The following is a 23,796-nucleotide window of genomic DNA, read 5'->3' as shown; positions in this document are numbered from 1 at the left end:
GGAGTAACTTGTTGAACATTAAAAAATAAATATAGCTTGCGTAATTTGAATTCATCGTCTTTACATGTTTTCTATTATTGCTATTCATTAATTCGTACAAGACCATTTCCTTATACTGTCATCTCCTACATAATGATATAATATTATTATTTCTGTTGGCTCAGACGATGCATATTTACATTTCATTATTCAGTTGATAATGGGATGTATATGTTTCATTTAAACCGAATGTGAACATTACCATTATTGACTGGAGAGTGAAATGAATTATCCGGCAGAACCATTCCGTATTAAAAGCGTTGAAACTGTGTCAATGATTTCGCGTGATGAACGCATAAATAAAATGTGGGCAGCTGGCTATAATACCTTCCTGTTAAGCTCTAAAGATATTTATATAGACCTGCTGACAGACAGTGGCACCAATGCCATGAGTGATAAGCAGTGGGCCGGTATGATGATGGGTGATGAAGCTTATTCAGGAAGTGAAAATTTTTTTCATCTGGAAAAAACCGTTCGCGAATTGTTTGGCTTTAAACATATTATTCCGACACATCAGGGGCGAGGGGTAGAAAACCTTTTATCCCAACTGGCCATTAAACCAGGTCAATATGTTGCAGGAAATATGTATTTTACTACTACGCGTTTTCACCAAGAAAAGAATGGCGCAACCTTTGTAGATATTGTTCGAGACGAAGCACATGATGCAGCATTGAATATCGCCTTTAAAGGTAATATTGACCTTAAAAAACTACAAATGCTGATTGATCATAAAGGGGCAGAGAATATTGCTTATATCTGCCTTGCTGTGACAGTTAACCTTGCGGGCGGGCAGCCAGTCTCGATGGCTAATATGCGTGCTGTTAGAGAACTGACTCAGGCGCATGGAATTAAAGTGTTTTATGACGCGACGCGCTGCGTGGAGAACGCTTACTTCATTAAAGAGCAGGAAAAAGGCTTCGAAAACAAGAGTATTAAAAATATCGTACATGAGATGTTCAGTTATGCCGATGGTTGCACCATGAGCGGCAAAAAAGACTGCTTGGTAAATATAGGCGGTTTTTTGTGTATGGACGATGATGAAATGTTCTCGATGGCGAAAGAGCTAGTGGTGGTTTACGAAGGAATGCCATCCTACGGCGGCCTTGCGGGGCGCGATATGGAAGCGATGGCAATTGGTCTGCGCGAAGCAATGCAGTATGAGTACATTGAGCATCGCGTGAAGCAGGTTCGCTACCTCGGTGACAAACTGAAGAGTGCTGGTATTCCGATTGTCGAGCCAGTGGGCGGCCATGCTGTGTTCCTTGATGCTCACCGTTTTTGTGATCATCTGACGCAGGATCAATTCCCGGCGCAAAGTCTGGCAGCAAGCATTTATATGGAGACGGGCGTTCGTAGTATGGAGCGCGGTATCATTTCTGCTGGCCGTGACAAAGAGACTGGCGATCATCACCGACCCAAACTGGAAACCGTTCGCCTGACTATTCCTCGCCGAGTGTACACTTACGCGCATATGGATGTTGTTGCAGATGGTATTATCAAACTCTATCAGCACAAGGAAGATATTTGCGGACTGAAATTTATTTATGAGCCGAAACAATTGCGATTCTTCAATGCGTGTTTTGAGTATATTTAATTCTCTTCGGGGGAAATAGAGTGGTACGCGATGAAAACTCACGACTTTTTCTATGACTTTTTTCAGGTGACATAAAATACAACAAGTTGATACCCATCTAGGGATGTGAATCACTGCCCCTCATTATTTACAACAATTAACGCCAGCAATGATGTCTGGCGTCTTTCAAGTGTCTCGTTTATTTATTAAGTAAGCGTGGAAGTTGACTATTAAACTCGAGCAAACAACTGTTCATATATTTTTCTGTTTCAGTGGTTACTTTAGCATATCTATTTGCACTCCAATCAGCCTGTGTCGCTTCCACAGGTGTTGGAGCACATTCAGCGACAGCATATGCAGAGAACATGCTTCCATCTTCAGGGCGTTTATAGATTATGACTTTATACTTCAACTGATACATGGTGTCATTTGCTGCAGCGTCTTTGAAAATAAGAGCCCATGTTGCGTGACCGATGTAAAGCGGTTGCTTGTAGACATACCCACTGGCATTTTTAGCCATCCACTGACTAATATTCTGCTTCAATTTTGGGGTGAGATATGTATCTGTTGGATTTGGTAAAGAATCAATGGCAGTTCCTTTATAGTTTTCTTTATCAAAATCACTGCTCCTAAAACTCCCAGCTAACACAGATAATACCGCTAGGCTTTTTCCCACCGTGTTATGGGTAGGTGTGACTTCACGCAATTTATTGTCTGCTATGCGATTATCGTTCAGTTCTGCTAAGGCTGGTACACTAAATACATCAACCGAACTCCCATTCTCAGCTTTGACAGTTTCGGGTTTGAGCGAGCTAGCACATCCTGTTAAAACGATCATTGATGCAAGTGTTGCCATCATTTTTACATTCATTTTTAATAAAGTCCTAGTTTGTGAAATTAATATTAATCCGGTTTTTTATATTTTTTAGAAATATATCGCGTAGACTCCATGGGTTTTATTAGACCCAAGAGATTGGCTAAAACCAAGATAACGCTTCTTTAATTGAATATTCAGTGAACTGATTTATTTGTTCATCCGAATCGTATTTAAAACATTTTTTTAAGCCGTCTGAGAATATGACAACTTCAGAGTCAGAGAGACGAACATCAATAAAAGCGGCATCTTCCTCTAAAAGGTAGCCGGTTCTACTCTTTCTTTTTCTCTTCCTCTTTATCAAAGATAGGGCAGAAGTTGTTCAACGGTTCCCCTTCATATGGGGGCGAACCGCAAGAACGTTTTCCAAATCCTTATGATTCAATGCATCAGGTTCTGTTTGACGTTCCCACTCCGTTGGGAAGCTATCTTCCGTGCTGCTCAGATAGTTATGCACCATGACGGGCTTAGCAAGTCTCGCATTACCCACTTTCAGTTGTATTGAGAGTGGCCGTTGCGTCCGGTGTTATCTGGTTGCAGCGGCGAGAAGTGGACGTTTTCAAAGCGTACAAGCAAAAAAGTCCGTCCATTTGGACGGAACCTTTCAGTAACTCGTCTTGTACATATAAAATTTTTGCAATTCACTCGGTTCTCTTTCGAGAATACCAAGATAATGCTGATACGACCTAACCAACTCAAGATAGCCACATATCGCACTGATTCCAAAGGCCTCATATAGGTCAACATACCCTTCTTTTTTCTCTGTAATGACACATCCCCAATCATTTGGAAACCTATCATCTAAGACTTCAAAAAGATTTGAAGGCACCCAAAGAGGCATATTCTCCTCAGGACAGAGTAAAAAGTCAGTCCGATTTGAGTAAAACATGACACCATAAACCTTGTATTCAACACCTATTTCCAAAGGAGTGAATTTTGTCTCTTCAGTTTCCCCCATAACCCTTGCGTTATCGGGCAGGTCCTTACCGGACGTCGAGTTACATAGAATCAACATTTTTTGTACCTACTTAAATTTAAAGTCATCTATCTGACCAGTTTTCGTATTACGGACGTAATGTATTTCGACGCCGTTAATGCTTTGCGTCATTTTCACCCAGCCATCTTCTTTCGGCCATCGTGTATCTGCCATGGGAAGTGGCAGAGGGTGACCAGCAGCAGGGTTAGATAAAGTCTGTTCCATTGCTAGTTTTTCTTGCAAGGAATTTGGTTCCGTTCTGCCAGTTGAACCTAGTCCTAATGGTTTTTCTGACATATAAGCTAAATCATTTTTATTCGGACCATTAGGGATAGGTGTTACCGTGCTGTTTCCACCAGTATCAGGCTTACCGTCCGTGTTCCCGGTATTCGTAGCTCCTTGGCCTGACGATTGATTGTTTCCGGTATGAGTCGGTGTACCACTAAGATCTAGCGTTTGATTTCCTCCGGTATTGCTCGGTCCTTTGCCTGTTGTGTCTTGGTTACCGGTATGAAAAGGTGCGTATTTATCCTGCAACGAACTCAGATATTTACTAGTGATCTCATCGTTACCCATCATTTTCAAGGTAACAAGATGCTCCAGTTCATCGGACGTCATCTTATCCGCTATATCCTTCACGACTGTCCCTGCCAACCCTGCAATACCCGCTTTTGCGCCTATCTCCAGTAACTGCTCTGCGACCTTACTACGACATGGCGCAGCGATAGCGCAACCTTCCGCAACAACCTTCAGGAAGTTATTCTCAACCGCATTTTTCCCTGTCTGCGCACCCGCAACCGTATCAGCGGTGCTATCACCGGTCAAGCCACCCGCTAGTCCTGCTGCCAGTGTTGCCAGCGCGCTAACCGTCTGTTTCTGGTCTTCCGAGAGATTGTTTTTATCCCAGCCCATCGCCGCGATAATCACCGGTACCATCAGTTCTGCCGTTGCTGCACCCGCAGCGCCTGCCAATGCACTGTTACCACTGGCATAGGCAGTGACTGCACCCAGCACGGCGTGTGCCATGGCGTTAGCCGCCTGATTATCGCCGGTACTTTTCTTAATGACTTCCGCCAGATACGGTGCTGAAGCGCCCGCCAGTGCCTGCGCCATGTTACCGCCCGCTAGCCCCTGTATCGCTGCCGTCGCTGCTTGAATGCCTTGTTGCAGGGCACTGCCAGTACCGTAAGGCGCCATGGCGGTATTGCGTATCTGGTTGGTCAGTTGTTCTTCCGTTGGCGTCAAGATCCCTTTTTGAGCCAGCGCTTCTTTTGCCGCCTGAATCGCTTCTGGGTCTTTCAGCGCTTTTTCTTCCGCTATTCTGCCCTGCGTGCGAACAATATCACTGACCTGACCACCAATCTCGCCAATGAGCTGCGCTTCTCGCAGGCGGTTCTGCTCTTTCTCTTTATCAAAGATAGGGCCGATACTGCCGTTGGCGTTGTCGGTATCACGGCTCAGGTCATCGACATTCTGCTGCTGTTTATCGGTATCGCGGATGGTAATCGTGCCATCAGCGATGGCTGCTTGCGTAGTGCCAGCGGCATGACCATCATTACCCAGACCGGAGAGCACCACGCTACCCAGATTACTCAGCAGGTCAGACCCCACCGGGCCACCGGTACTCAGGCTGCCACCTTGATGCTCGGCCTTGAAATCGGCTTTGTTTTCGATGTTACTGAAGCCCAGCGTGCCGGTATCCAGACTGTTTTTACTCTTGTCAGCAGTACTGGCAATCACTGCGCCATCAAGCTGGGTGTGTTCGCCGACGGTGATATCAAAGCCACCTTTGCCCGCAAAGATACCGGTCTGTTCCTGCACCGAGTCATAATTGCTGTGTAACTTGTCCTGACTCATGCTCAGATTGGCTGAACCACCTCCGGTCACCGCGACACTGACACCGCCGCTGGTACTGGTCTGCTTCGAATCATAATTGTCGCTGTCCTGCTGGCTTTGCAGCAACAAGTCACGGCCCACATCAACCTTCACCGTTTCGCCACTCACCTGAGCGCCACCGAGGGCCGCTTTCACGCCTTGCAGGGCGGCCAGTCGGCCATTGTTTTCTTCACTGGCATCTTTGGCGGTGGTCACCGCGGTGTTCAGGACGCTGCCGACTGCGTCAGACAGGGCCAGCGTCAGGCCGCTACTTTTTTGCTCGACGCTGTGGGTTTGGCTACTTTGGTTCTCAGCCGCCAAAATGGCGACGTTTTTACCGGTCAGACTGATGTCTTTACCGGCTAACATGTCAGAATCGGTTGCCGAGTCTTGGATCACCAATGTTGAACGACTATGCGTCACCGCTGCGCCCGGTCTGATCCGGTTACAGCGGCGGGAAGTGGGAAGATTTAGGGCTTAGAAGAAAAGATCCCGCCCAGTGGCCGGGAGTTTTCAGTTCATTTGTTTATATATATGCCTCAACCATTCCTCAGATGAAGACCATTCATTGGGGTAATAATAGTTACAATCAATTTTGTTAAGCAGGATGTCCTGTAATTCATCATCTGGCAGAGAAAGTGCCAACAGATAATCTATTTCAGCTTTCATCTGCAACCGCTCTTCCACAGTCTCAGTTGCTTTATAAGCTGCCAATGTTTCATCTACGTTACCAAACAACACCTCAAAGTCCTGGTTAAAGTAACACCTTAGTAAATATGACAAAGAAGAGTATTTTTCATTAATATTCATGGTGTTGGGTAAAGGCTATGAATTAGCGAATGATAGAACTAATATTCAATATAATATTAGGTTTAATCTTTAGCTCAACCTTGCACTCTCTATCAATAGATAGTGTTTTCACGCTGATATACTTGGCCATTACATCTTTTACAATTGAAAACTCACTCACTCCTTCAACTATAAAATACTGTATTTTTTTATCTCCTATTTTCACTTCAGCACTTATCCAACCCTCAACCACAGAAAATGTGAACGTAACGTTAATGCCTAAACAATCAGTCACCTGATAAGAGTATGTTCCCGAGCTTAAATCTATAAAAACAGGTTCACTATCGAAAAAATCAAGTAAATCAATAGAGTCTGGATAGTTTTTTATGTTCATCATTAAACTCCTATTTAGGAATGGTAGTCACAAATTTTCGTGAACCATTAGGTAATATTTCAAATGTTGTTTGTAGTCGAGCGGCCTTACCTGATGGCCCCATCAGAAGAGATTCCCTTACCTCAAACGTACCAAATTCATTTGAAAACGTATTAATTACATTTCTAGGAGTATTTGCTGTTGCTTTAAAATGTTCAGCTAAAATCCTCTGGCCTCCAGCATCGTTATATATACCTAGATTTTCCATCGTAGAAGCTAACTGGTTAGAGCGAGCTGCATTATGTGGGTTACTAGCTGAATTGCCGAATAAATAGTCATATTTTTTTTCATCTATGACTAAATCATTATTCCTTGCATTCTCCTCATCTTCTGGTCCCCAGCCACCTGGTGTACCAGAACCCGTCCCTCCTAATTCCGCCTTGTCTGCCTCAGTCAGATCCTTGCCTATGTTCGGGCCTGATTCATTCTCTTTATCTCCATTCAATGCATCAGCTATCGCAACACCGCCGGCAGCACCGAATACCGCGCCTACACCACCTAGTGTGGGTTTGCTCAGGTCGAGAGGGTTATTCAAACACGTTAATGTTGAACAACCCAGCGCATTATTCTCAACCACCGTTTTACCGGTCTGCGCACCTGCTACTGTATCTGCTGTACTATCGCCAATCAATCCACCCGCCAATCCTGCCGCCAACGTTGCCAGTGCCGAGACCTTTTGTTTTTCCGTTTCGCTTAGTTCACTAACCGGCTTGCCGTAAGCATTTAAAGCGATCATGCCTATCAGTTCACCAGTGACCGCGCCACCCGCACCCACTAGAGCGTTATTACCCTGCGCTGCGGCTAGCGCGGCATTAACTACCGCATGTGCCAGTGTGCGCGATACCGGATCGTCAGGTAAAGTATCGGCGATCAGTTTAGTGATATACGGTGCCACACCATTCGCCAGTGCTGCCGCCATATTCCCACCCGCCAAGCCTTGTACCGCCGCCGTTGCTGCCTGCATGGCACGCTGTACTGCGCCGCCGGTGCCTAGCCCTGACTCGTTAAACGCCTGATTGTAAGCGGTCTGGTAAATCTGGTTATTGATATCCTCAGCAGTGGGCACTTTGTCCGGGTTGGCCTTTGCCCACTGTTTTTCTGCTGCCGCAATATCTTCCGGCGTGACATTCTTCATCCTCTCGTTCGCCGCTTTGGTGGCGATAATATCCCCTTGCGTACGCGCAATATCCATCGCCTGACCACCAATCTCGCCAATGAGCTGCGCTTCACGCAGGCGGTTCTGCTCTTTCTCTTTATCAAAGATAGGGCCGATGCTACCGTTGGCGTTGTCGGTATCGCGGCTCAGGTCATCGACATTCTGCTGCTGTTTATCGGTATCGCGGATGGTAATTGTGCCATCCGCGATAGCTGATTGCGTCGTGCCATCGGCATGACCATCATTGCCCAGACCGGAGAGCACCACGCTACCCAAATTACTCAGTAGGTCAGACCCCACCGGGCCACCGGTACTCAGGCTGCCACCTTGATGCTCGGCCTTGAAATCGGCTTTGTTTTCGATGTTACTGAAGCCCAGCGTGCCGGTATCCAGACTGTTTTTACTCTTGTCAGCAGTACTGGCAATCACTGCGCCATCAAGCTGGGTGTGTTCGCCGACGGTGATATCAAAGCCACCTTTGCCCGCAAAGATACCGGTCTGTTCCTGCACCGAGTCATAATTGCTGTGTAACTTGTCCTGACTCATGCTCAGATTGGCTGAACCACCTCCGGTCACCGCGACACTGACACCGCCGCTGGTACTGGTCTGCTTCGAATCATAATTGTCGCTGTCCTGCTGGCTTTGCAGCAACAAGTCACGGCCCACATCAACCTTCACCGTTTCGCCACTCACCTGAGCGCCCGCCAGTGAGGTATCACGACCGCTGCTGAGCGACAGTGTGCCGCCCGTGTCAATCTGTGTTTCCGTCCAGGTCGTACTGTTACCGTGCTCATTGCCTTGCCCTTTGTTGGCGTTGGCAAAAATACTCAGGCCACTACTGGTGCCATTTAACCCTACACTGACGCCCACACTGCCGCCGCTGCTGCTGTTACTGCCGTCAGTTTTTTGTGTATTGGCCGCGCCGAGTAGCAACACATCTCGAGCCGCATCCAGAGTGGTATCGCCACCGGCTTTGAGTTGGCTGCCTTGCACCACAATATCGCCACTGTTCGCGGGGTGACCATCACCGGTGGCGTTGATGATCAGATTATTGCCCGCCGTCAGGGTCGAACCGGTCACGCTGGTCTGCACCTGATGCTGTTGCGAGGAGGACTTTTGTGAGCCTAATGAGGCGCTGACACCGAACATGCTGGCGGTATCACCTCCTTGAGCCTCTACCAGTCGGCCTGCTTGTACTGCCTGCGCACCACCGAGGGCCGCTTTCACACCTTGCAGTGCAGCCAAGCGACCATTGCTTTCTTCACTGGCATCTTTGGCGGTGGTCACCGCGGTGTTCAGGGCGCTGCCGACTGCGCCAGACAGGGCCAGCGTCAGGCCGCTACTTTTTTGCTCGACGCTGTGGGTTTGGTTACTTTGGTTTTCAGCCGCCAAAATGGCGACGTTTTTACCGGTCAGACTGATGTCTTTACCGGCTAACACATCAGAACCTTTTACCGTTAGGTCTTCACCGGCCGTCATGTTGACATTGCCCAGTACGCTGCCGACGGTGCTGCCAACATTGGAAATTGATTGACCGGTATCGGTCATTTTGGTGCTGTTACTGCCGACCATAACACCAATGCCGCCGGTGCTCATCAGGCCGGATTTTTTCTGCTCAAACAGGTGAGACTCGCTCTCGCTCTGCTGCGCAGTGCCGATGGTGATATTGTCTTTCGCCCGCAAATTAATATCGTTATCGGCCACCACATTGCTGCCCATGACCGCAATATTTTTGCCGCTGACATCAATTGATCCGGCTGACAGCATGGAGCCTACCGCCCAGGTTTGACTAATACTGTCTTCGGTGCGGGTGGTGGTGCTGGAGGCCAGACCTTTTTTAGTGCCGGTATGATTGCGCTGTTCATCATGTTGCTCTGTCTGCGTGGTGAGAGTGACATCGCCGCCTGCGGCCAGTTTTAGCGCGCCATCGGTTTGTATGCCACTGGCACTGATATTGATGTCTTTTGCCGCATTCAGATTAATATCGCCCGTGGCGTTTAACTGGCTGCCACGCAGGGTTTCATCATAGAGCTCCACTGAGCTGGTATGGCGCTTGCTCGAGGATTCACCGGTCACTTGCAGACTGTCCGTGGCGGCACTTAGGTGGATATTTTGTGCCTGCACATCAAGTGAATCGGCATTAATATTGGCCCCCACGGCGGTCAGATTGTTGACGTTAGCCGTTAGCGCACCGCCGACATTGACCTCGCTCCCCAGATGGCGAATATGCTCGCTGGTCGCGCTGCCGTGGCCATAGTTCGAACTGATCTGGTCACGGGTTTGTACCGTATTGAGTAGCCAATCGCCGCCGGTATTGACCTGAATATCTTGGCCCACGTTCAGGCCCGCGCCTTGTTGGATAAAGTCACGTTCAGTATTGATCACCGCATGATTGCTGACGTTGATGCTGGCCAGTGCCCCTAGTAGGGTCTGATTCCGCTGCACAGATCCATTATTGCTGATGAGTTGTTCACTGCTGGTACGCAGTATCACATCGCGGCCGCTATCCAGTTGCAGGTTGGTCGCATTTAAGCGCGCGCTGGTCAGGTCAATGTCGCTGTTCAGTGTACTGAGCAACATATTGCCACCGGCCTGAAGTAAGCCGCCACGGTTATTGAGCGTGATGTCTTGCGCCATGCTGAGGTTCAGGTTATTGGTGGCGATCATCGCGCCTGAGTTATTGAACCCCTGCATATCGGTTAAAGTGATATTCTCTGCTGCAATCAATGATCCGTTAGCCTGTAGGTCACCCGGCTTCACGCCCGCCAAATAGACCACTGGCACCAGCACGGTTTGCCCCGACACTTCGCGGGTTTCCATCAGCACGATATTGGTGGTTAATGCCGCCATTTGTTCAGCACTGAGGTGAGTACCAAGGGCAATATTGAACGCTTTACTGTACTCAAGGCCCGCCGCAAATAACTGCTCGAATTGTTCTTGCGCGCTACGATAATCACTGGCGACCGCTTGGCCCGTTAACGCCAGAATCTGGTCCCGCACTAAACGCTGTTCATAGGCATTATCTCCTAGACGTTTGTGTATCACGCTAGGATCGCTATTCAACTGCTGGAGAACGTAGTCTGATCCGCGCCAGTTATTCAGATTGGCAAAGGCAGGATTTGTTTCTATTAGGTACTGGCTGTTGACGGTGTAGTCAGTACTGAATTGATACAGTCCGCCATTAGGTTGTGTCAGGGAGATACCGTTAAATTCGACAGCCAGATCTTTCCCTGTATTGCTGCTCCCTCCGGGAGGCGTAACAGCACCGGGGTTGGCCCCATTATTGATCGTGCTCCCGCTGCCACTGATGGTTTTTGCGGTGAGGCTGGAGGCGTATTGGTTGGTCGCCTGTTCACTCACCTGTGGACCCCAAGCGGTGCCCCATAAATCACCTTTATAGGTACGATAACGCCACACGCCTGTGGAGGTTGTTCTTTCGATCAGCCGTTGCGCATTCCCCCAACCATCTTGTTGCACAGTGACACCGGTCAGATCAATCTCGCCTTGCGCACTGACTTTACTCCAGTAATTTTCCAGTGTGCCGACTTGAGCGGTCAAGTTCCCGCCAGCCAACAGTTGCGCTTCAGGGCTGATGTTATCGATGCTGTTATAGGCGATAGTCGACGTATAATCTGTGCCGATATAATCGCTATTCATCGAGCCACCATGAGGGGGCTCAGCATAGCGTCCACCCGGAATGTCAGGGTTATCCGCAGTCCAATACGCTGACCCATTCACAGTGTCGGCCACAACAAAGTTGCTATTGGCGGTCAAAATATGGCGACGATTGGTGAGCGTCGTGGCGTAAACCAACAGGTCTTTACCTGACTCAATTAAGCCAGAGATATTGAGTACCTGAGCGGCTTGCTGGTAGAGACCGTTATTGTCTAAAACGCCCGCCAGAATGACGTTACCCATCCCTAAAATGGTGGTCGTTGGCGCCGTGTCGGTGTCAGTGACGGTATCGCTGTTTTCAATCACCGGTGCTAGCAAGGCTAAGGTGCCATTCTCATCGGTGGCACCCATCAGGGCGTTAGGGCCGGAATTGGTGATACGCTCACGTGCTTGGAGAGTGGCTTCGGCACTGATCAGGGTGCCGGTATTGAATAGGGTGTTAACGTCAGTATTGAGGCGGCCACTGGTCAATATCTGTCCGTTGTTGACCAGTGCCCCTGCCGTTGTGAGGCTGGCTTGCGCCGCGATAATATTGCCGTTGTTCAGTAAGCTGTTTGAATCTGTGCTGAGTTGACCCCCTGCCAATATCTGCCCGTCGTTGGTGAAGGAACCACGGGTGTTCAAGGTTAAATCTCGCCCAGCTTGAAGTATTGAGTCAGCTAGATGGCTGAAATCGCTCTGTAATTGAATGCTCAGATCCTCGCTGGTCGTTATCTTGCCCGCGTGGTTGTCCAACTGACCCAGATTTAACGACATGGTGTTCGCCGCCAATGTGCCGCTCTGGTTATCGAGGGTTTGACCGGCATTCGTGTTGGCATTGATGATCAGAGCACCAAGGGAAGTGATATTGGCGCGTTGCGTGCTGATATCGCCACGGGTGGCGGTGATGTTCATCTCGTGGGCTTGTACCAAGCTGTCTGTCAGGTCAATGCGACTGCCGCTTAATGCCATGGCACCTGCGGCGATGTTTTGCCCTTGCGCGATTAAATCCTGCTGGGTGGTGACCTTCAGATTGCCTGCATCCATCAGGCGACCATCACTTTGCACACCCGCACCCAATAGGCTGCTACGATCGCTGTCTAGGCGCTGCGCATTGATGGCGATATTGCCCTTAGAGAGGAGGGTGCCACCACGGTTATCCAGCGCACCAGCCAGATTCAGGTTAAAATCTGCTGCTCCCGTTTGCGCTATCACCCCGCCCACATTGGAGAGTGAATGAGCGTCGAGCGTCATTTGTTCGGCAATCAAACGGGCGCTGTCAGTGCGTAACATCGAGGCGGTCGAGGCGGACAGTTGGTTCGCCGACAAGTCTGCCCCCGTGAGATCGATATCCCCACCTTGGGCGGTCAGCGCCAAATCACTGCTTTGCGTTTGGCTGCCGCTGAGATCGAGGCTTTGCCCGGTGAAGTGCTGCGCCGTCCCGCTGATATTCTTCCCTTGCGCGAGTAACTTTCCGCTGGCTTCAACACGCAGTGTGCCGCTGGTAATGCGGCTGTTGTCGGACTTAATCCCCGCACCTAAGACTGAGTTGTGGCTGCTGTTGACTTCAGCGGCGCGCAGTGAAGTGTCACCGGCGGCGGCAAGGGTGCCGGTGTTACTGAGTTTGCCTGCCGTGGTGAGTTGGGTATTGCCCTGCGCATACAGCACGCCCGCGTTTTCTATCTCGCCAGTGGTCTTCACCGTCAGTTGTTGGGCGCTGCTTATCTGGCCGCTGTTGACCAGCATGCCATCCGCCGTGATGGTGATATCACCCGCAGAGGCACCTATCTCACCGGCATTGCGTACCCCAACACCGCTTTCCGTGCCGATCAGGCGAATTTTACCGGCATACATGCCACCTAAATTGGCGACATCCACGGCCACGGTGGGGCGCGGGCTGCCATCGGCGGCTTTGGTATTAATGTTTTGGTGCGCAGCATCCACCTGATTGCGGCCGGTGGTGACATTCAGGTCATTGGCCCAAAGGCTGGCATTCACTTTGACGGAGCGGGCAATCAGGTCGGTATGGTCCTGACGGCTGCTATCCATGCCTGCGCCTTGGACGATAATCTCGCCGCGCTCAACATCGTAGCCGGTCAGTTGGCCGTTATTCAGTTGCACTTGACCGGTGGTCAGCGTGGCGCGGTTAGCATTGATAAAGCCACAACCTTCACAGGTAATGCCAGCGGGGTTGGCGATCACCACCTGCGCCTTGCGGCCCGCCACTTCGATATAGCCGTTGAGTTTGCTGGGGTCGCGGCTGTTCACCTCATTGAGGATAATATTGGCCTCACCCCGTGCTAGCCACGGGTTAGCGTCAACAAAACCGCCGAGCTGAGTCTGATTGACCCCGTGGCCGTTATTGAGGATCACGCCGCGATTATCGACATCAAACTGGCTGTAGACGTTGCGAGAAACCCCGCCACTGCTGGGCGTTTGAATATTGACCTGCGGCGTGCCGTTGGCACTGCTGATAATAGTCGGCTGCTGACCGGCGGGCGCACCGGCATCGGCCACAATATCCGCCTGAGCCGAGAGTGAGACGCAGCCTAACGCCAGTAGCAGACTAAAATTCAACGACGATAAGGCACTGATGCAGCGGCGTTGCGCATGACCCACACCGGAGGATGGCGATGAGGTGGCCCGACCGGAAGCCGCGATATCCGCGACCACCATCAACAGGCCTCGCGCCTTGTTGAAGACGATTCGGTACAGGTTTTTATTCATCAGTCATTCCAGAAATTATGTTATTTATGAGTCGCATCAGTATTGCCAGTTCAGGCTAAAGCCCATCGTTACCGAGTCAGTTTTAAACCCCTCGGGCTTGGAGAGCGGTTTGCCGGCAAACAGGTCATAATGAGTGTTCAGAACCTTGCCGCGAACGCCCACGACACTGCCCGCCAGATGGCGGCCCACCAGATAAGGATCGCTGCGCCCACTCACCTCGCCGTAATCCACCCCGACATATAGCTCATGTCCGGGCAGGGGCGTGTACCAACCCAGATCGTTGCGCACTGTCCAGCCGCGATCGGCGTTGAGTGTGCGTTCGCCATCAAAGCCGCGCACGGTCCAACGGCCACCAATAGCGAACTGATCCTGCGGGGTCAGTGGCGTGTTGGTGCTCTGGCGCTGGTATTGCAGGTTGTAATGGAATTGTTGTGTCGCGAGGACAAAAGGCACGTCCAACTGCGCATTCAGTCGCAGAATTTTGCTCAAGGCGGTGGCTTCGCCGAAATACTCTTCTTGTGCCGGTACGGCCCCAAACCAGCGGGTACCGCGCTGATAGCTGATCCCCGCGTCCAGCGTGGACTGCGCGATAAAGTGGCGATGTTGTAGCCCGACGCGCCAAGCAGAGGTGCGGCGGCGCTGGACTTCCACTTCGGTATCATTGATGTAGTTTTTCGATGAGCGGGTCAGCACATCGTAGGTGAAGGTAGTTTTCTGGCTGGCGTTGCGGTGCAGTAAACGGCTGAGTTGCAGCGTGACGTTATCGCTTTCACCTCGGTAGTGGTAATCGCTATTAAGACCCGCCACGGTTTGGTGGTAGTCATAGCTGCTGGCGGTGATACCTGCGGTCCAGTAACCGAACGGCAGCGAGTAATGGCCGGTCAGGTTGTTGGTGCCTTTTTCGCCCCGATTTTTAATGGAGCCGCCGGCAGAAACATAAAACTGGTCACTCAGGGACAACGGGTTATCGAGAAACAGCGTTGCACCGCCTTGATAACGACCGGTGCTGCGCGTGCCCGAGTCATCCAGTGAGGCAGCCAGCCGCCACATTTTGCTCTGCTTCCAGCTCAGAGCGATATCCGTCTCACCGGGGGCATCGCCGGGGATCAACTCCATGCTGGCTTGCACTGTGGGGATACGTTGGAGATTCTCCAGCCCCTGCTCGATATCGCGCAGATCCAGCAGGTGACCGGCGCGGGCAGGGAAGGCGGTGAACAGCGTGACATGGCGATCACTCTCGGGTGTCAGGGCCACATGGCGTATTTTGCCGGGCACCACGTGTAGCGTCAGCGTGCCACGGTTCAAATCTTGCTGCGGAGCCAGTACGCGGGTGGTGACATAACCGTGGTCGATCAGGCGGTTCTGCATCTCGCTCATCAGCAGGTTAATGCCTTTCGCGCCCAAACAGTGGCCTTGCGCCTGATTGGCCAGCCGTTGCAACGGTAACCAGCGCGGTAATGGCTGGGTACCCGTGAGTTTTACATGGTCAATCGCAAAGCAAGGTTTCTCAACGGGAAAAACCAGTCGGCCCAAAGACGCAGTGGGTTCGGATAAACGCACATCTGGCGCTGAAGGCGAAAGGCGTTCTTCCAAAGCACGTTGCCGTTCTTGTTGGTGAATGCTTTGCTGAACAGAGGGTAATTCCGCTGAATAGCTAGAATATGAAATAGCCAGCAGCGGGATGAATAACCCCGATGTTAATGGATAATAGGCACGCAGCACAGGGCACATCCTCATTGCCCGGCTGGGGCAGGAATAATGGCTAAAATAATATTTCGGCGCATTATGCCCACATAAAAGTTATTTTCAATGTGTTTTCATAATATAAGAAAATATAAGAAATACCTCACATATTCCGTAGGATATGTCATACGGAAGATAAGATATTTGTAAGAAATATCCGGCTTAAAGACATTTAATTGGTTTTTTATTTGAAGATTAAAACGAGGTGATTACTTCAAATAATAAATTATTTAGTATTAGTAATCGATGGTTGGTGGGTTTCTCATATTTCATGAGGTTTGTACTGCTTTGTATATTTCTCTATTTTTTCGGTGTTACAGATAAATATAAGCGACTTTGTCGATAAGTGACCAAACCAACTCATGTTTAAAACCTTTCTGATTGGGAATAAGTAACAGCCATAACACTCTCTCGCTTATGCTCAACGTTGGTTGGCATACCAAGAAGTGCGCATCGCGTTCCCGGCATCTTTTATCGGAAATGCCGGGAAAACTTGATGTTACCTAGCGATGAGCGCGAACACGCCCCAGCCTAGGTATTCCCGCGTGAACATCACGTGGCGTTTCGGTGATACCGTTAACAAAGCTCTGACCTCTTCTGCGAAGTCATCGTCAGGATTTGCTTCCAGCCAGCGGTGCATTGTCAGCCATCTAGCAGCCTCATACCTGTCCCAGCCTTCCTGATCTGCCAGCACCATTTCCACCACATCGTAGCCGAGTTCATCGAAAGCACTGACAAGTTCAGGGAGCGTCAGAAAATCGGCCAGTGCATTAGCCCCACATGCTTTGGCTATCTCTTCCGTTGCGGGTAACTGACGCCAGTAGGGTTCGCCGATAAGCATGATCCCACCCGGCTTAAGGCTCTTAGCCAGCAGCCCGACAGTTCCGATAAAACCCCCAGCAATCCATGTTGCACCGACGCAGGCGGCCACATCGCATTTTTGTTCTGCAACATATCCGGCGGCGTCGTTATGAATGAAATGTACCTGATCGCTAACGCCAAGCTCTTCAGCGCGCAGTTTGGCCTGCTCGCTGAACAGTGGACTCATATCGATACCGACACCGGTGATTGCGTGATCTCGTGCCCAAGTACAGAGCATCTCGCCCGAGCCGCTGCCGAGATCAAGAATACGGGTATCCGGCTTCATGCGTAGTACACGACCCAGTGTGGCGTACTTTTCTGCAGTGAATGGGTTATGGATGCGGTGCTCGCTTTCAGTGATGTTAAAAATACGTGGAATATCCAATGCTGAATTCCTTTGATCGCGTTGAGTATTAAGGGGGAGTTCCTCTGAGTTTTTTGCTTTTTCCGCCAGCAGTACAAACAGCTTTCCCTCAAATGTCTCGCTGACTGGCCAGAGGTGACTTTCAGGGGAGGGCAGCACGGTAAAACCGACATTACCGAGCAGGCTAGCGTATTCTTCATCGCGCCAAGCCGTCATCTGGTTGCCGAAACGGGTGGTGTCTCCGTTTGCCTCGATTGCCCAGAACTGCGTTGAGCTGATCTGGGTTTCTTCATCCCAGCTGTGTTCCGTCAACAGCAGGTGGGGAACACCAAGAAACAGCCCGTCTGGGCAGCGTTGCCAGCTCGCTTCAGCCATTCCCTGACGCTTAACTTCTTCGAAGGTATGTACTTCAGTGAGCAGCTTGCCGCCCGGTACCAGCCACTGCGCGCAGAGGTTGATGAGTGCGCGCGCGTCCATTGTGCTGAACACATTCAGTTCCCCAAATGTCATCATGATGAAATCGAACGGCTTACTTGGGCAATAGGTACGGATATCCTGCTGAATATAGTCGATATTCAAACCCGCATTCTGCGCCTGCTGGCGGGCCCAACTCACCGATGCTGGTGAGAAATCCACGCCAGTGCAATGAAATCCTCGTTCCGCTAACCGGTGAGTATAAAAGCCGGGACCGCAGCCGAGATCGAGGATATGTGCGCCAGCGGGTAACAAGCTGGCGATCCACGCCACCTGCTGCTCAATGACGTCCTGCCTACGGCTGGCCCAGTCGTGATCCTGCGACAAATGGTTCTCCAGCATGCGCTGGCTAAAGGCCGGTTCGTCCCAAGGGATTTTGCTTTCTTCCGCTGACAGTTGTATGTGACGAGATGTTGAAATAATGGTGCTGATATCCATCATGCACTCCTTAGCAATTATCGAACTGAGCGCGAACGTTATTCAGCCCAGTGGTGTTGATACGATAGGGTTGACCGTTGACTGACTTGATCAGTTTTTTGGTTTTGAGTTTTTTGAAGATGGCGAGCGTGCAGTCGGTGAGCAGCAGCCCTTCGCGGCTGTAACATTCAACGGCGGTAACGCGGCCTGACGAATCGCGGACATGCGCAATACGGCCACCTTTAGCGAGTACGTGTAAGGTACGTTGTTCCTGACGGGATAAATTCATACTGGAAAACCTGTTTAATCATCATGTGCAAAACGTGCAAACACACAGCGGTGTCCGCATTCGATTTCGGCGCATTGATAATCAGTCCGTCCTGAAAAGGTCGGTAAGCTGATTATCGGATGATTACATTCTCCAGCATCAAAGCCTCGGGTTGAGTTGAAAGGTATTTACGGAGCGAATGATAACACATACTTTTGATAGGGATATACGTCAGGCGGAAAAGTGTGATCGGGTTCGGAAAAACGCTATGAAATGAAAAATCCACGCAAGTGCGTGGATTTTATGGTGTTCGTCAGGCTTCATGAGATGCAGTTAAATCTCAGCAAACAACAGAAACGAATTAGACGTTGAACTGTGATTGTTTTTTATGGTATTGATTTTTATTGTTTTATTTTATTTAATTTTTATCTGTACTCATGTTTATACTCATTTTTGAGTTGGCTCACATTCGTAATGCGAAGGTGCTGGGTTCGGCTCCTATTATCGTTACTATTTCAAACTCTTTTCAAGTCAATTGAAATCAACTAAAAGCCCGTATGATGCGGTTTTGGCCCGTACCTTATCTCTGTTATCAACTGGGCTCAACCGAAATCATAGTTGGGGGCATAAGTGGGGATATTCTGCGTTTGGCTTTGGGAGATGCCCTAATGAAGCTTAATGCTTGACAAATCGACAACGCTAAATCCAGAGAGAAAGCCTACAAACAGTCGGATAGCGCTGGTTTGTATCTTGAGGTTGTTCCCTCTGGTTCCAGATACTGCCGCATGAAATATCGCTTCAACGGGAAAGAGAAGCGCATGGCCTTTGGCGTGTACCCTACCGTGACTCTCGCGCAGGCGAGGGCATTGCGTGATGAAGCCAAGAAAAAGTTGGCCGAAGGGATCGATCCATCAACAACAAAGAAATAAGAGAAACTGGTTTGCGATGTACAACTCAACAACACGTTCCAGACCGTAGCGCTTGAGGGCATGCGACGAGAGTTGGTCGACGGTCTGAAGGATATGCCTCTGACATTCTGGAGGCTTTTAATAAATACATTTTCCCCTTTATACAGGGCATATTCTTATCTCGTTCTGTTGTCGAGTGGATTCTATGGATAACTGGCTACAACAGTGGGCGATGAAGAACCAGCTTTCCATCGCATCCCGCACGTTTGTCTGCTTCGACGATGCTAAGGTGATGGCTTCCTACTCGCTGGCTTCCAGCGCTGTAACAACAAATACTGCCCCCGTGCGCTTTTGTCGCAATATGTCTTACCCGATCCCCTTCTGATGCTGGGACGCCTAGAGGTGGATAAATCGCTACATAGGCAAGGTATGGGGCTGGCACTGATACGTGACGCCGAGTTGCGGGTAATACAGGTGGCGGAAACCATCGGTATTCGCGGGACGCTGGTTGATGCGTTGTCTGACGAAGCGCGGGAATTTTATCTGCGGGTGGGGTTTGAGCCGTTGCCGATGGATCCGATGTTGCTGATGGGGGATTTTGTGGGAAGCGCTATCTCAAGAACGGCCATTTAGTAATACCTTAACAAGAAAAACACCACTTCCCCCTCAAAAGCTAAGTATATTGATGTAAGATTCTTTACAGAGGGGTATAATCTTTCTCTATGATTTTATGGCAAATTAACAACCAGTTACGGTTTGTTAGACGAAGATATTTGGTATGGGCGTATGAGCAGTGTTTTTGAGAGAGAGAACGATAATATTCGGGTACTTTCACTTTTCTCTGGTTGTGGTGGTATGGATTTTGGAATTACCTCAGCTGGTGGAGACATCGTCTTTGCCAACGATGTTGTAGAGAATGCCTGCAAAACATTAGGGAATCATTTCCCCGATAGTGATATCAGGCATAGTGATATCTCTCAAATTATGTCTTTTCCGGATGTTGATATTGTTGTTGGAGGCTATCCCTGCCAGTCATTTTCAATGGCAGGTAACAGAGAACCTAACAATGACGACAGAACAAACCTTTATAAACACTTTCTACGGGTATTAGAGACTGTTCAGCCGAAGTATTTTGTTGCTGAAAATGTTTCGGGCTTGAAACATTTAGGGGCAGGTAGCTTTCTGGAAAAACAGCTCACGGCATATAAAGCTGCCGGGTACCAAGTCAGCTATCATATGGTAAACGCGAGGGCTTACGGCGTGCCTCAGTCGCGCAAGCGTTTGTTTATTATTGGCGTCAGAAACGATCTGGGACAATACTTTGAATTTCCTGCTGAAACACATGGCAAAGCGACAAAAAAGAATCCTCATTTAAAACCCTATGCTTCACATGGTGAGGCTATTAGGGATTTACCACTATGGCCTGAAGGTGAGTTTTACGAACGACCACATGATCCTGAAGGGCATTTCTCATGGTATTTCATGTCCCGAAATCGTAAAGCTCTATGGGACAGCCCTGCTTACACCGTCGTAGCTAACTGGCGTCATGTGACATTACATCCTGCCAGCCCGGTGATGAAGTTAACATGGTCAAACCTCGAGGATGGCTGGAAGCAGCGCTGGGACTTTTCTGATGAATATGAGCATCTAATTGTTGATACTTCTCGCCCCAAACTGGAACAGGCAAGGCGGTTATCATGGCGGGAATGTGCACGAATACAAACTTTTCCACAGGGTTTTGAGCCTGTAGGAGACGTCGAGTCAAAATTTACCCAAATTGGGAATGCTGTTCCTCCACTGCTGGCTGAGGTACTTTTTCGGCATTTATTTTCTGGTGCTGGTTTGAAAAAGATGACAGCGAACGGTAATTAGGCGGTGAGTATGGATGATTCTTTCCCGGTTACTTTAGAAGAATGGAATGCTGAACTAGTAAAGATCGTATTTCTTGAGTCTTCGCATACGGGCTCGACTTTAAGCCGAATTGATACTACGGGACGTATTTTTGAGCAACTTGCAGGTCCACGTAGCAAAGAGGATGCTAAGCGAAGTTTCCTGATTTCGTTTGGAAAAAAAGCGTCTAAAATCCAGGATGCTCTCAGAGATGAGTCGCGATTAGACATTTTAGCGCAAATAAAAGGATACCCTACTTATTTTGCCGTTTTATATTTAACATTACTTGCTGCCAGTGCTGATGATGAAACACATGACGAAGGTGATTTTCGGGTTCGATTTTCTGTGCTGCTTGGCTTTGATAAAAATAAAAAATTTGTTTTTACTGAATTACCCAACTTATGGGAAAGGTTAGAAAGATGGAGTAGTATAAGACAAAACTGTACCCGTTTAATCTTGCCAAGGCCATCAAAGCATGAAAGATTGATTGGATATTCCAAGAGAATTGCTTTTCCCTGCTACAAAGATGAGGTCTTTTTACGGAATATTCTCATCGATAATAAATTAGATAACCATTCAACTTTTGAATCAGTTAATAAGGTAGTACATCAATATATATCTTATTTTAGCGAAGTTTTTAACCAAGAGTTTATTGAGTTCAGAACATTACTTTCAAAGGCTGCCATGCAGCAGGCTTATGACTCTCCTTTTTGGGGCGCTGTTCGTGATATCACTGTACATACAGAGAGAGAACAACTCAAAGAGAATGGTAAGTATTGTATTCACATGGAGTTTAATGATTCCGGTAATCCGGAGATTTATCTTCTTATGGATGACGCTGCTGCTACAGCCTCAGAAATCCAGCATTATTACTCCTTGCCTAATGAAATAGAGAACTATAATAATATATATTACGAACGAGACACAGGCACCACATTAAATTCCTTGGATTTATTATTAAAAAAACGGAAGGGTTATTTCTATAGATCACGAGTGGGAGTCGCGCTGCGGTCTGGGTGTTTACCGCTTTTTCGTGATGATTTTTGTCATATTAGTTCAGAAGGAGAATATTATGAAAATTCTCCAACCTATTTAATACTTCATCATACATATGCAGACAGTATTTTCACTGTCTTGAAGACGGTTGGCGAAAGAGTACAACGTCGGGATATTAAATCTACCAAATGGTCGATAGTTTCTTCCGATAAAGTTGGCAGGCAAACGCTGGATAAGATTTCCCGTTTGTTACCAGAAGAAGCCCGTCGTTTTCTAATACAGGGATGGCAGCCTGCTCGACCTCGTATGTCAGGTGCAGCGCGATTTGGACAGGCTATACTGCTTAACCCTGCCAGTACACCGATAATTCATATGCCTGAAGTACTAAGAGGATGCTATGTCATCAGCAATAAAGACGGAGAAGAATTAACTCATGGCTCGCTATCTCAGGGAGATGAAGGATTATTCATTCCACCAGAGGAGTTGGTGGAAATTTCTGGTCAGGCATTTTGTCGCTACGAAATTACGTTAGCGCATTCAGATATCCCAGTAAATTTTGATGTACACGTGTTAGACCACGCGCCTTACGCCACTTATTGTAAAATTACAGAGCCACATGATTGGCTTATTGATGGACCATCGGGAGTATTAATGGCGTTAGGGGATACGGCAGTGATCCCCCCACTGAAACGCGAAGAAATAACACCATTTAGTGGTGCTCAGATGTTATGGCAGTATGAAAATTGCCTTCCTGTAACATGCCAATATACCGAGTTACATAATATACCCGCAGCATTTGACTGGCTCGCTGAGGCGCTGGCATTGCGTTTTCAACGTCGTAGCACATTGCCTTTTGGCGAATTAAAACAACATATTGACCCCGTATCACAGGTAACGAGGATACCCGAGTGGCAATTGCGTCGCATGCTCTTTGCTGCTGGCTGGCTTTGTGTAGTACAACGACGTCATGGGCCATATTCGTTAGTCTCATTGGCTGAAAGAACCATTTCCGTTGATGTCACTGAGCAGGGAATTGTTGCCCGAATTCTGGGGATGTTTACAAGAAGTGAACGTAGTCTTCTCCAAGAAGCACTTAATAACGGTGAGCGAATAGGGCATCGGTTGGTTGAGGATAAAGGTTGTTCAATGGGTTGTATTGAATTGCATCTATCAGCCAGAGAGCGTATTCATGCTTTCATTGAACAGTTTGGGTTACGTTTGGTTAGTCACGACGATTTCCCCGTAAATGCTTTGAGCGGAGTATTGCTACCGCTGTCTCAAATGCAGTTTATCCCGGCTTTACCCCCGGAACTCCATGTGTCGCTATGGCAAGCTGAAAAATACCAATGGTCAGAAGAACAGCGGCTTACTCAAACGGCTAATAATCTATTGATACGGTGTCAGGAAAAGCAGCGTTATCGTTATTTTATTCGGCAGAACACCGGATACTGGCAAACTGATAGCTTCTCCTGGGCATTAATGGCTCAGATGATATGTTCAGGAGAAACGGTTGGCGTGCAAAAAGGCGATACTGACTGGTGCTGGTCAAAGAAAATCTTTGCGTTACCGCCCTCCGTTTTACAGTGGTGGATCCATGTTGCCCATGGATGCTTGTCGATAACAGATAATGGTGGTTACTTATTTGCAGGGGGGAAATTTCCACTCTGGGACAATGTAATGGTTTCCCCTTCGTGCCAACGCGCGTTGGAACGACGGAACAGAGCGCTGACAACACGCAAGCTGCGTAGAACCTTACAGTAATTTTACAGAATCAGGTGG

General features: G+C 48.8%; 12 protein-coding genes and 2 pseudogenes. 5 read left to right on the top strand and 9 right to left on the bottom strand.

Going from position 1 to position 23,796, the window contains the following annotated elements; genetic code table 11:
* Window positions 1–262 precede the first annotated feature (262 nt).
* The gene (locus DA391_RS12585) at window positions 263–1,633 is read left to right on the top strand and encodes a tyrosine phenol-lyase (protein ID WP_108087771.1); all 1,371 of its coding nucleotides are present in this window, start codon (window positions 263–265) and stop codon (window positions 1,631–1,633) included.
* Window positions 1,634–1,811: 178 nt separating this feature from the next.
* Here the strand turns inward: DA391_RS12585 and DA391_RS12580 are convergent, their stop codons facing one another.
* From DA391_RS12580 to DA391_RS12540, 9 genes are all read right to left on the bottom strand, one after another.
* A complete protein-coding gene (locus DA391_RS12580) occupies window positions 1,812–2,483 on the bottom strand; it encodes a DUF6139 family protein (protein WP_050285941.1) in 672 nt (223 codons plus the stop codon).
* Window positions 2,484–3,090: 607 nt separating this feature from the next.
* Complete coding sequence (locus DA391_RS12575) at window positions 3,091–3,444, bottom strand: hypothetical protein (protein WP_129111493.1); 354 nt, start codon at window positions 3,442–3,444, stop codon at window positions 3,091–3,093.
* Between the two features lie 66 nt (window positions 3,445–3,510).
* Complete coding sequence (locus DA391_RS12570) at window positions 3,511–5,760, bottom strand: VENN motif pre-toxin domain-containing protein (RefSeq protein WP_315850855.1); 2,250 nt, start codon at window positions 5,758–5,760, stop codon at window positions 3,511–3,513.
* A 90-nt stretch (window positions 5,761–5,850) separates the two neighbouring features.
* Window positions 5,851–6,078 carry a contact-dependent growth inhibition system immunity protein gene (locus DA391_RS12565; RefSeq protein WP_108087770.1) on the bottom strand — a complete coding sequence of 76 codons (228 nt, stop codon included), beginning with the start codon at window positions 6,076–6,078 and terminating at the stop codon, window positions 5,851–5,853.
* A gap of 91 nt (window positions 6,079–6,169) precedes the next feature.
* On the bottom strand, window positions 6,170–6,523 hold the full coding sequence (locus DA391_RS12560) for a hypothetical protein (RefSeq protein WP_145566097.1): 354 nt from the start codon (window positions 6,521–6,523) through the stop codon (window positions 6,170–6,172).
* Between the two features lie 7 nt (window positions 6,524–6,530).
* Window positions 6,531–14,096, bottom strand: a complete 7,566-nt coding sequence (locus DA391_RS12555; protein WP_108087768.1) for a hemagglutinin repeat-containing protein — start codon at window positions 14,094–14,096, stop codon at window positions 6,531–6,533.
* Window positions 14,097–14,132: 36 nt separating this feature from the next.
* Window positions 14,133–15,827, bottom strand: coding sequence for a ShlB/FhaC/HecB family hemolysin secretion/activation protein (locus tag DA391_RS12550; protein ID WP_108087767.1), 1,695 nt, complete (start codon window positions 15,825–15,827; stop codon window positions 14,133–14,135).
* 511 nt (window positions 15,828–16,338) lie between these two features.
* Window positions 16,339–17,979 (bottom strand): class I SAM-dependent methyltransferase, encoded by a 1,641-nt coding sequence (locus tag DA391_RS12545; RefSeq protein ID WP_108087766.1) that lies wholly within the window; start codon window positions 17,977–17,979, stop codon window positions 16,339–16,341.
* A gap of 7 nt (window positions 17,980–17,986) precedes the next feature.
* Window positions 17,987–18,244 carry a YjhX family toxin gene (locus tag DA391_RS12540; RefSeq protein ID WP_108087765.1) on the bottom strand — a complete coding sequence of 86 codons (258 nt, stop codon included), beginning with the start codon at window positions 18,242–18,244 and terminating at the stop codon, window positions 17,987–17,989.
* A 668-nt stretch (window positions 18,245–18,912) separates the two neighbouring features.
* On the opposite strand from DA391_RS12540, the pseudogene DA391_RS12530 reads away from it, so the two are divergent.
* From DA391_RS12530 to DA391_RS12515, 4 genes and pseudogenes are all read left to right on the top strand, one after another.
* Window positions 18,913–19,295 (top strand): annotated as a pseudogene (locus DA391_RS12530) (tyrosine-type recombinase/integrase); the annotation flags it as partial.
* Window positions 19,277–19,764: pseudogene (locus DA391_RS12525) on the top strand (GNAT family N-acetyltransferase). The pseudogenes DA391_RS12530 and DA391_RS12525, both read left to right, overlap by 19 nt.
* Before the next feature lie 153 nt (window positions 19,765–19,917).
* The gene (locus DA391_RS12520; RefSeq protein ID WP_108087764.1) at window positions 19,918–21,003 is read left to right on the top strand and encodes a DNA cytosine methyltransferase; all 1,086 of its coding nucleotides are present in this window, start codon (window positions 19,918–19,920) and stop codon (window positions 21,001–21,003) included.
* Window positions 21,004–21,012: 9 nt separating this feature from the next.
* A complete protein-coding gene (locus tag DA391_RS12515) occupies window positions 21,013–23,778 on the top strand; it encodes a hypothetical protein (RefSeq protein WP_108087763.1) in 2,766 nt (921 codons plus the stop codon).
* Window positions 23,779–23,796 lie beyond the last annotated feature (18 nt).

It is taken from the genome of Yersinia massiliensis, assembly GCF_003048255.1.
Lineage (GTDB): Bacteria > Pseudomonadota > Gammaproteobacteria > Enterobacterales > Enterobacteriaceae > Yersinia > Yersinia massiliensis_A.
The sequence above is the reverse complement of the archived record's forward strand: the minus strand, read 5'-3'. Positions and strand labels throughout refer to the sequence as shown.

Excerpts from the sequence above, each read along its gene's own strand:
- DA391_RS12585 (WP_108087771.1), top strand. The coding sequence starts at position 263 with ATGAATTATCCGGCAGAACCATTCCGTATTAAAAGCGTTGAAACTGTG.
- DA391_RS12580 (WP_050285941.1), bottom strand. The coding sequence starts at position 2,483 with ATGAATGTAAAAATGATGGCAACACTTGCATCAATGATCGTTTTAACA.
- DA391_RS12575 (WP_129111493.1), bottom strand. The coding sequence starts at position 3,444 with ATGGGGGAAACTGAAGAGACAAAATTCACTCCTTTGGAAATAGGTGTT.
- DA391_RS12560 (WP_145566097.1), bottom strand. The coding sequence starts at position 6,523 with ATGATGAACATAAAAAACTATCCAGACTCTATTGATTTACTTGATTTT.
- DA391_RS12555 (WP_108087768.1), bottom strand. The coding sequence starts at position 14,096 with ATGAATAAAAACCTGTACCGAATCGTCTTCAACAAGGCGCGAGGCCTG.
- DA391_RS12550 (WP_108087767.1), bottom strand. The coding sequence starts at position 15,827 with ATGTGCCCTGTGCTGCGTGCCTATTATCCATTAACATCGGGGTTATTC.
- DA391_RS12545 (WP_108087766.1), bottom strand. The coding sequence starts at position 17,979 with ATGATGGATATCAGCACCATTATTTCAACATCTCGTCACATACAACTG.
- DA391_RS12540 (WP_108087765.1), bottom strand. The coding sequence starts at position 18,244 with ATGAATTTATCCCGTCAGGAACAACGTACCTTACACGTACTCGCTAAA.
- DA391_RS12520 (WP_108087764.1), top strand. The coding sequence starts at position 19,918 with ATGAGCAGTGTTTTTGAGAGAGAGAACGATAATATTCGGGTACTTTCA.
- DA391_RS12515 (WP_108087763.1), top strand. The coding sequence starts at position 21,013 with ATGGATGATTCTTTCCCGGTTACTTTAGAAGAATGGAATGCTGAACTA.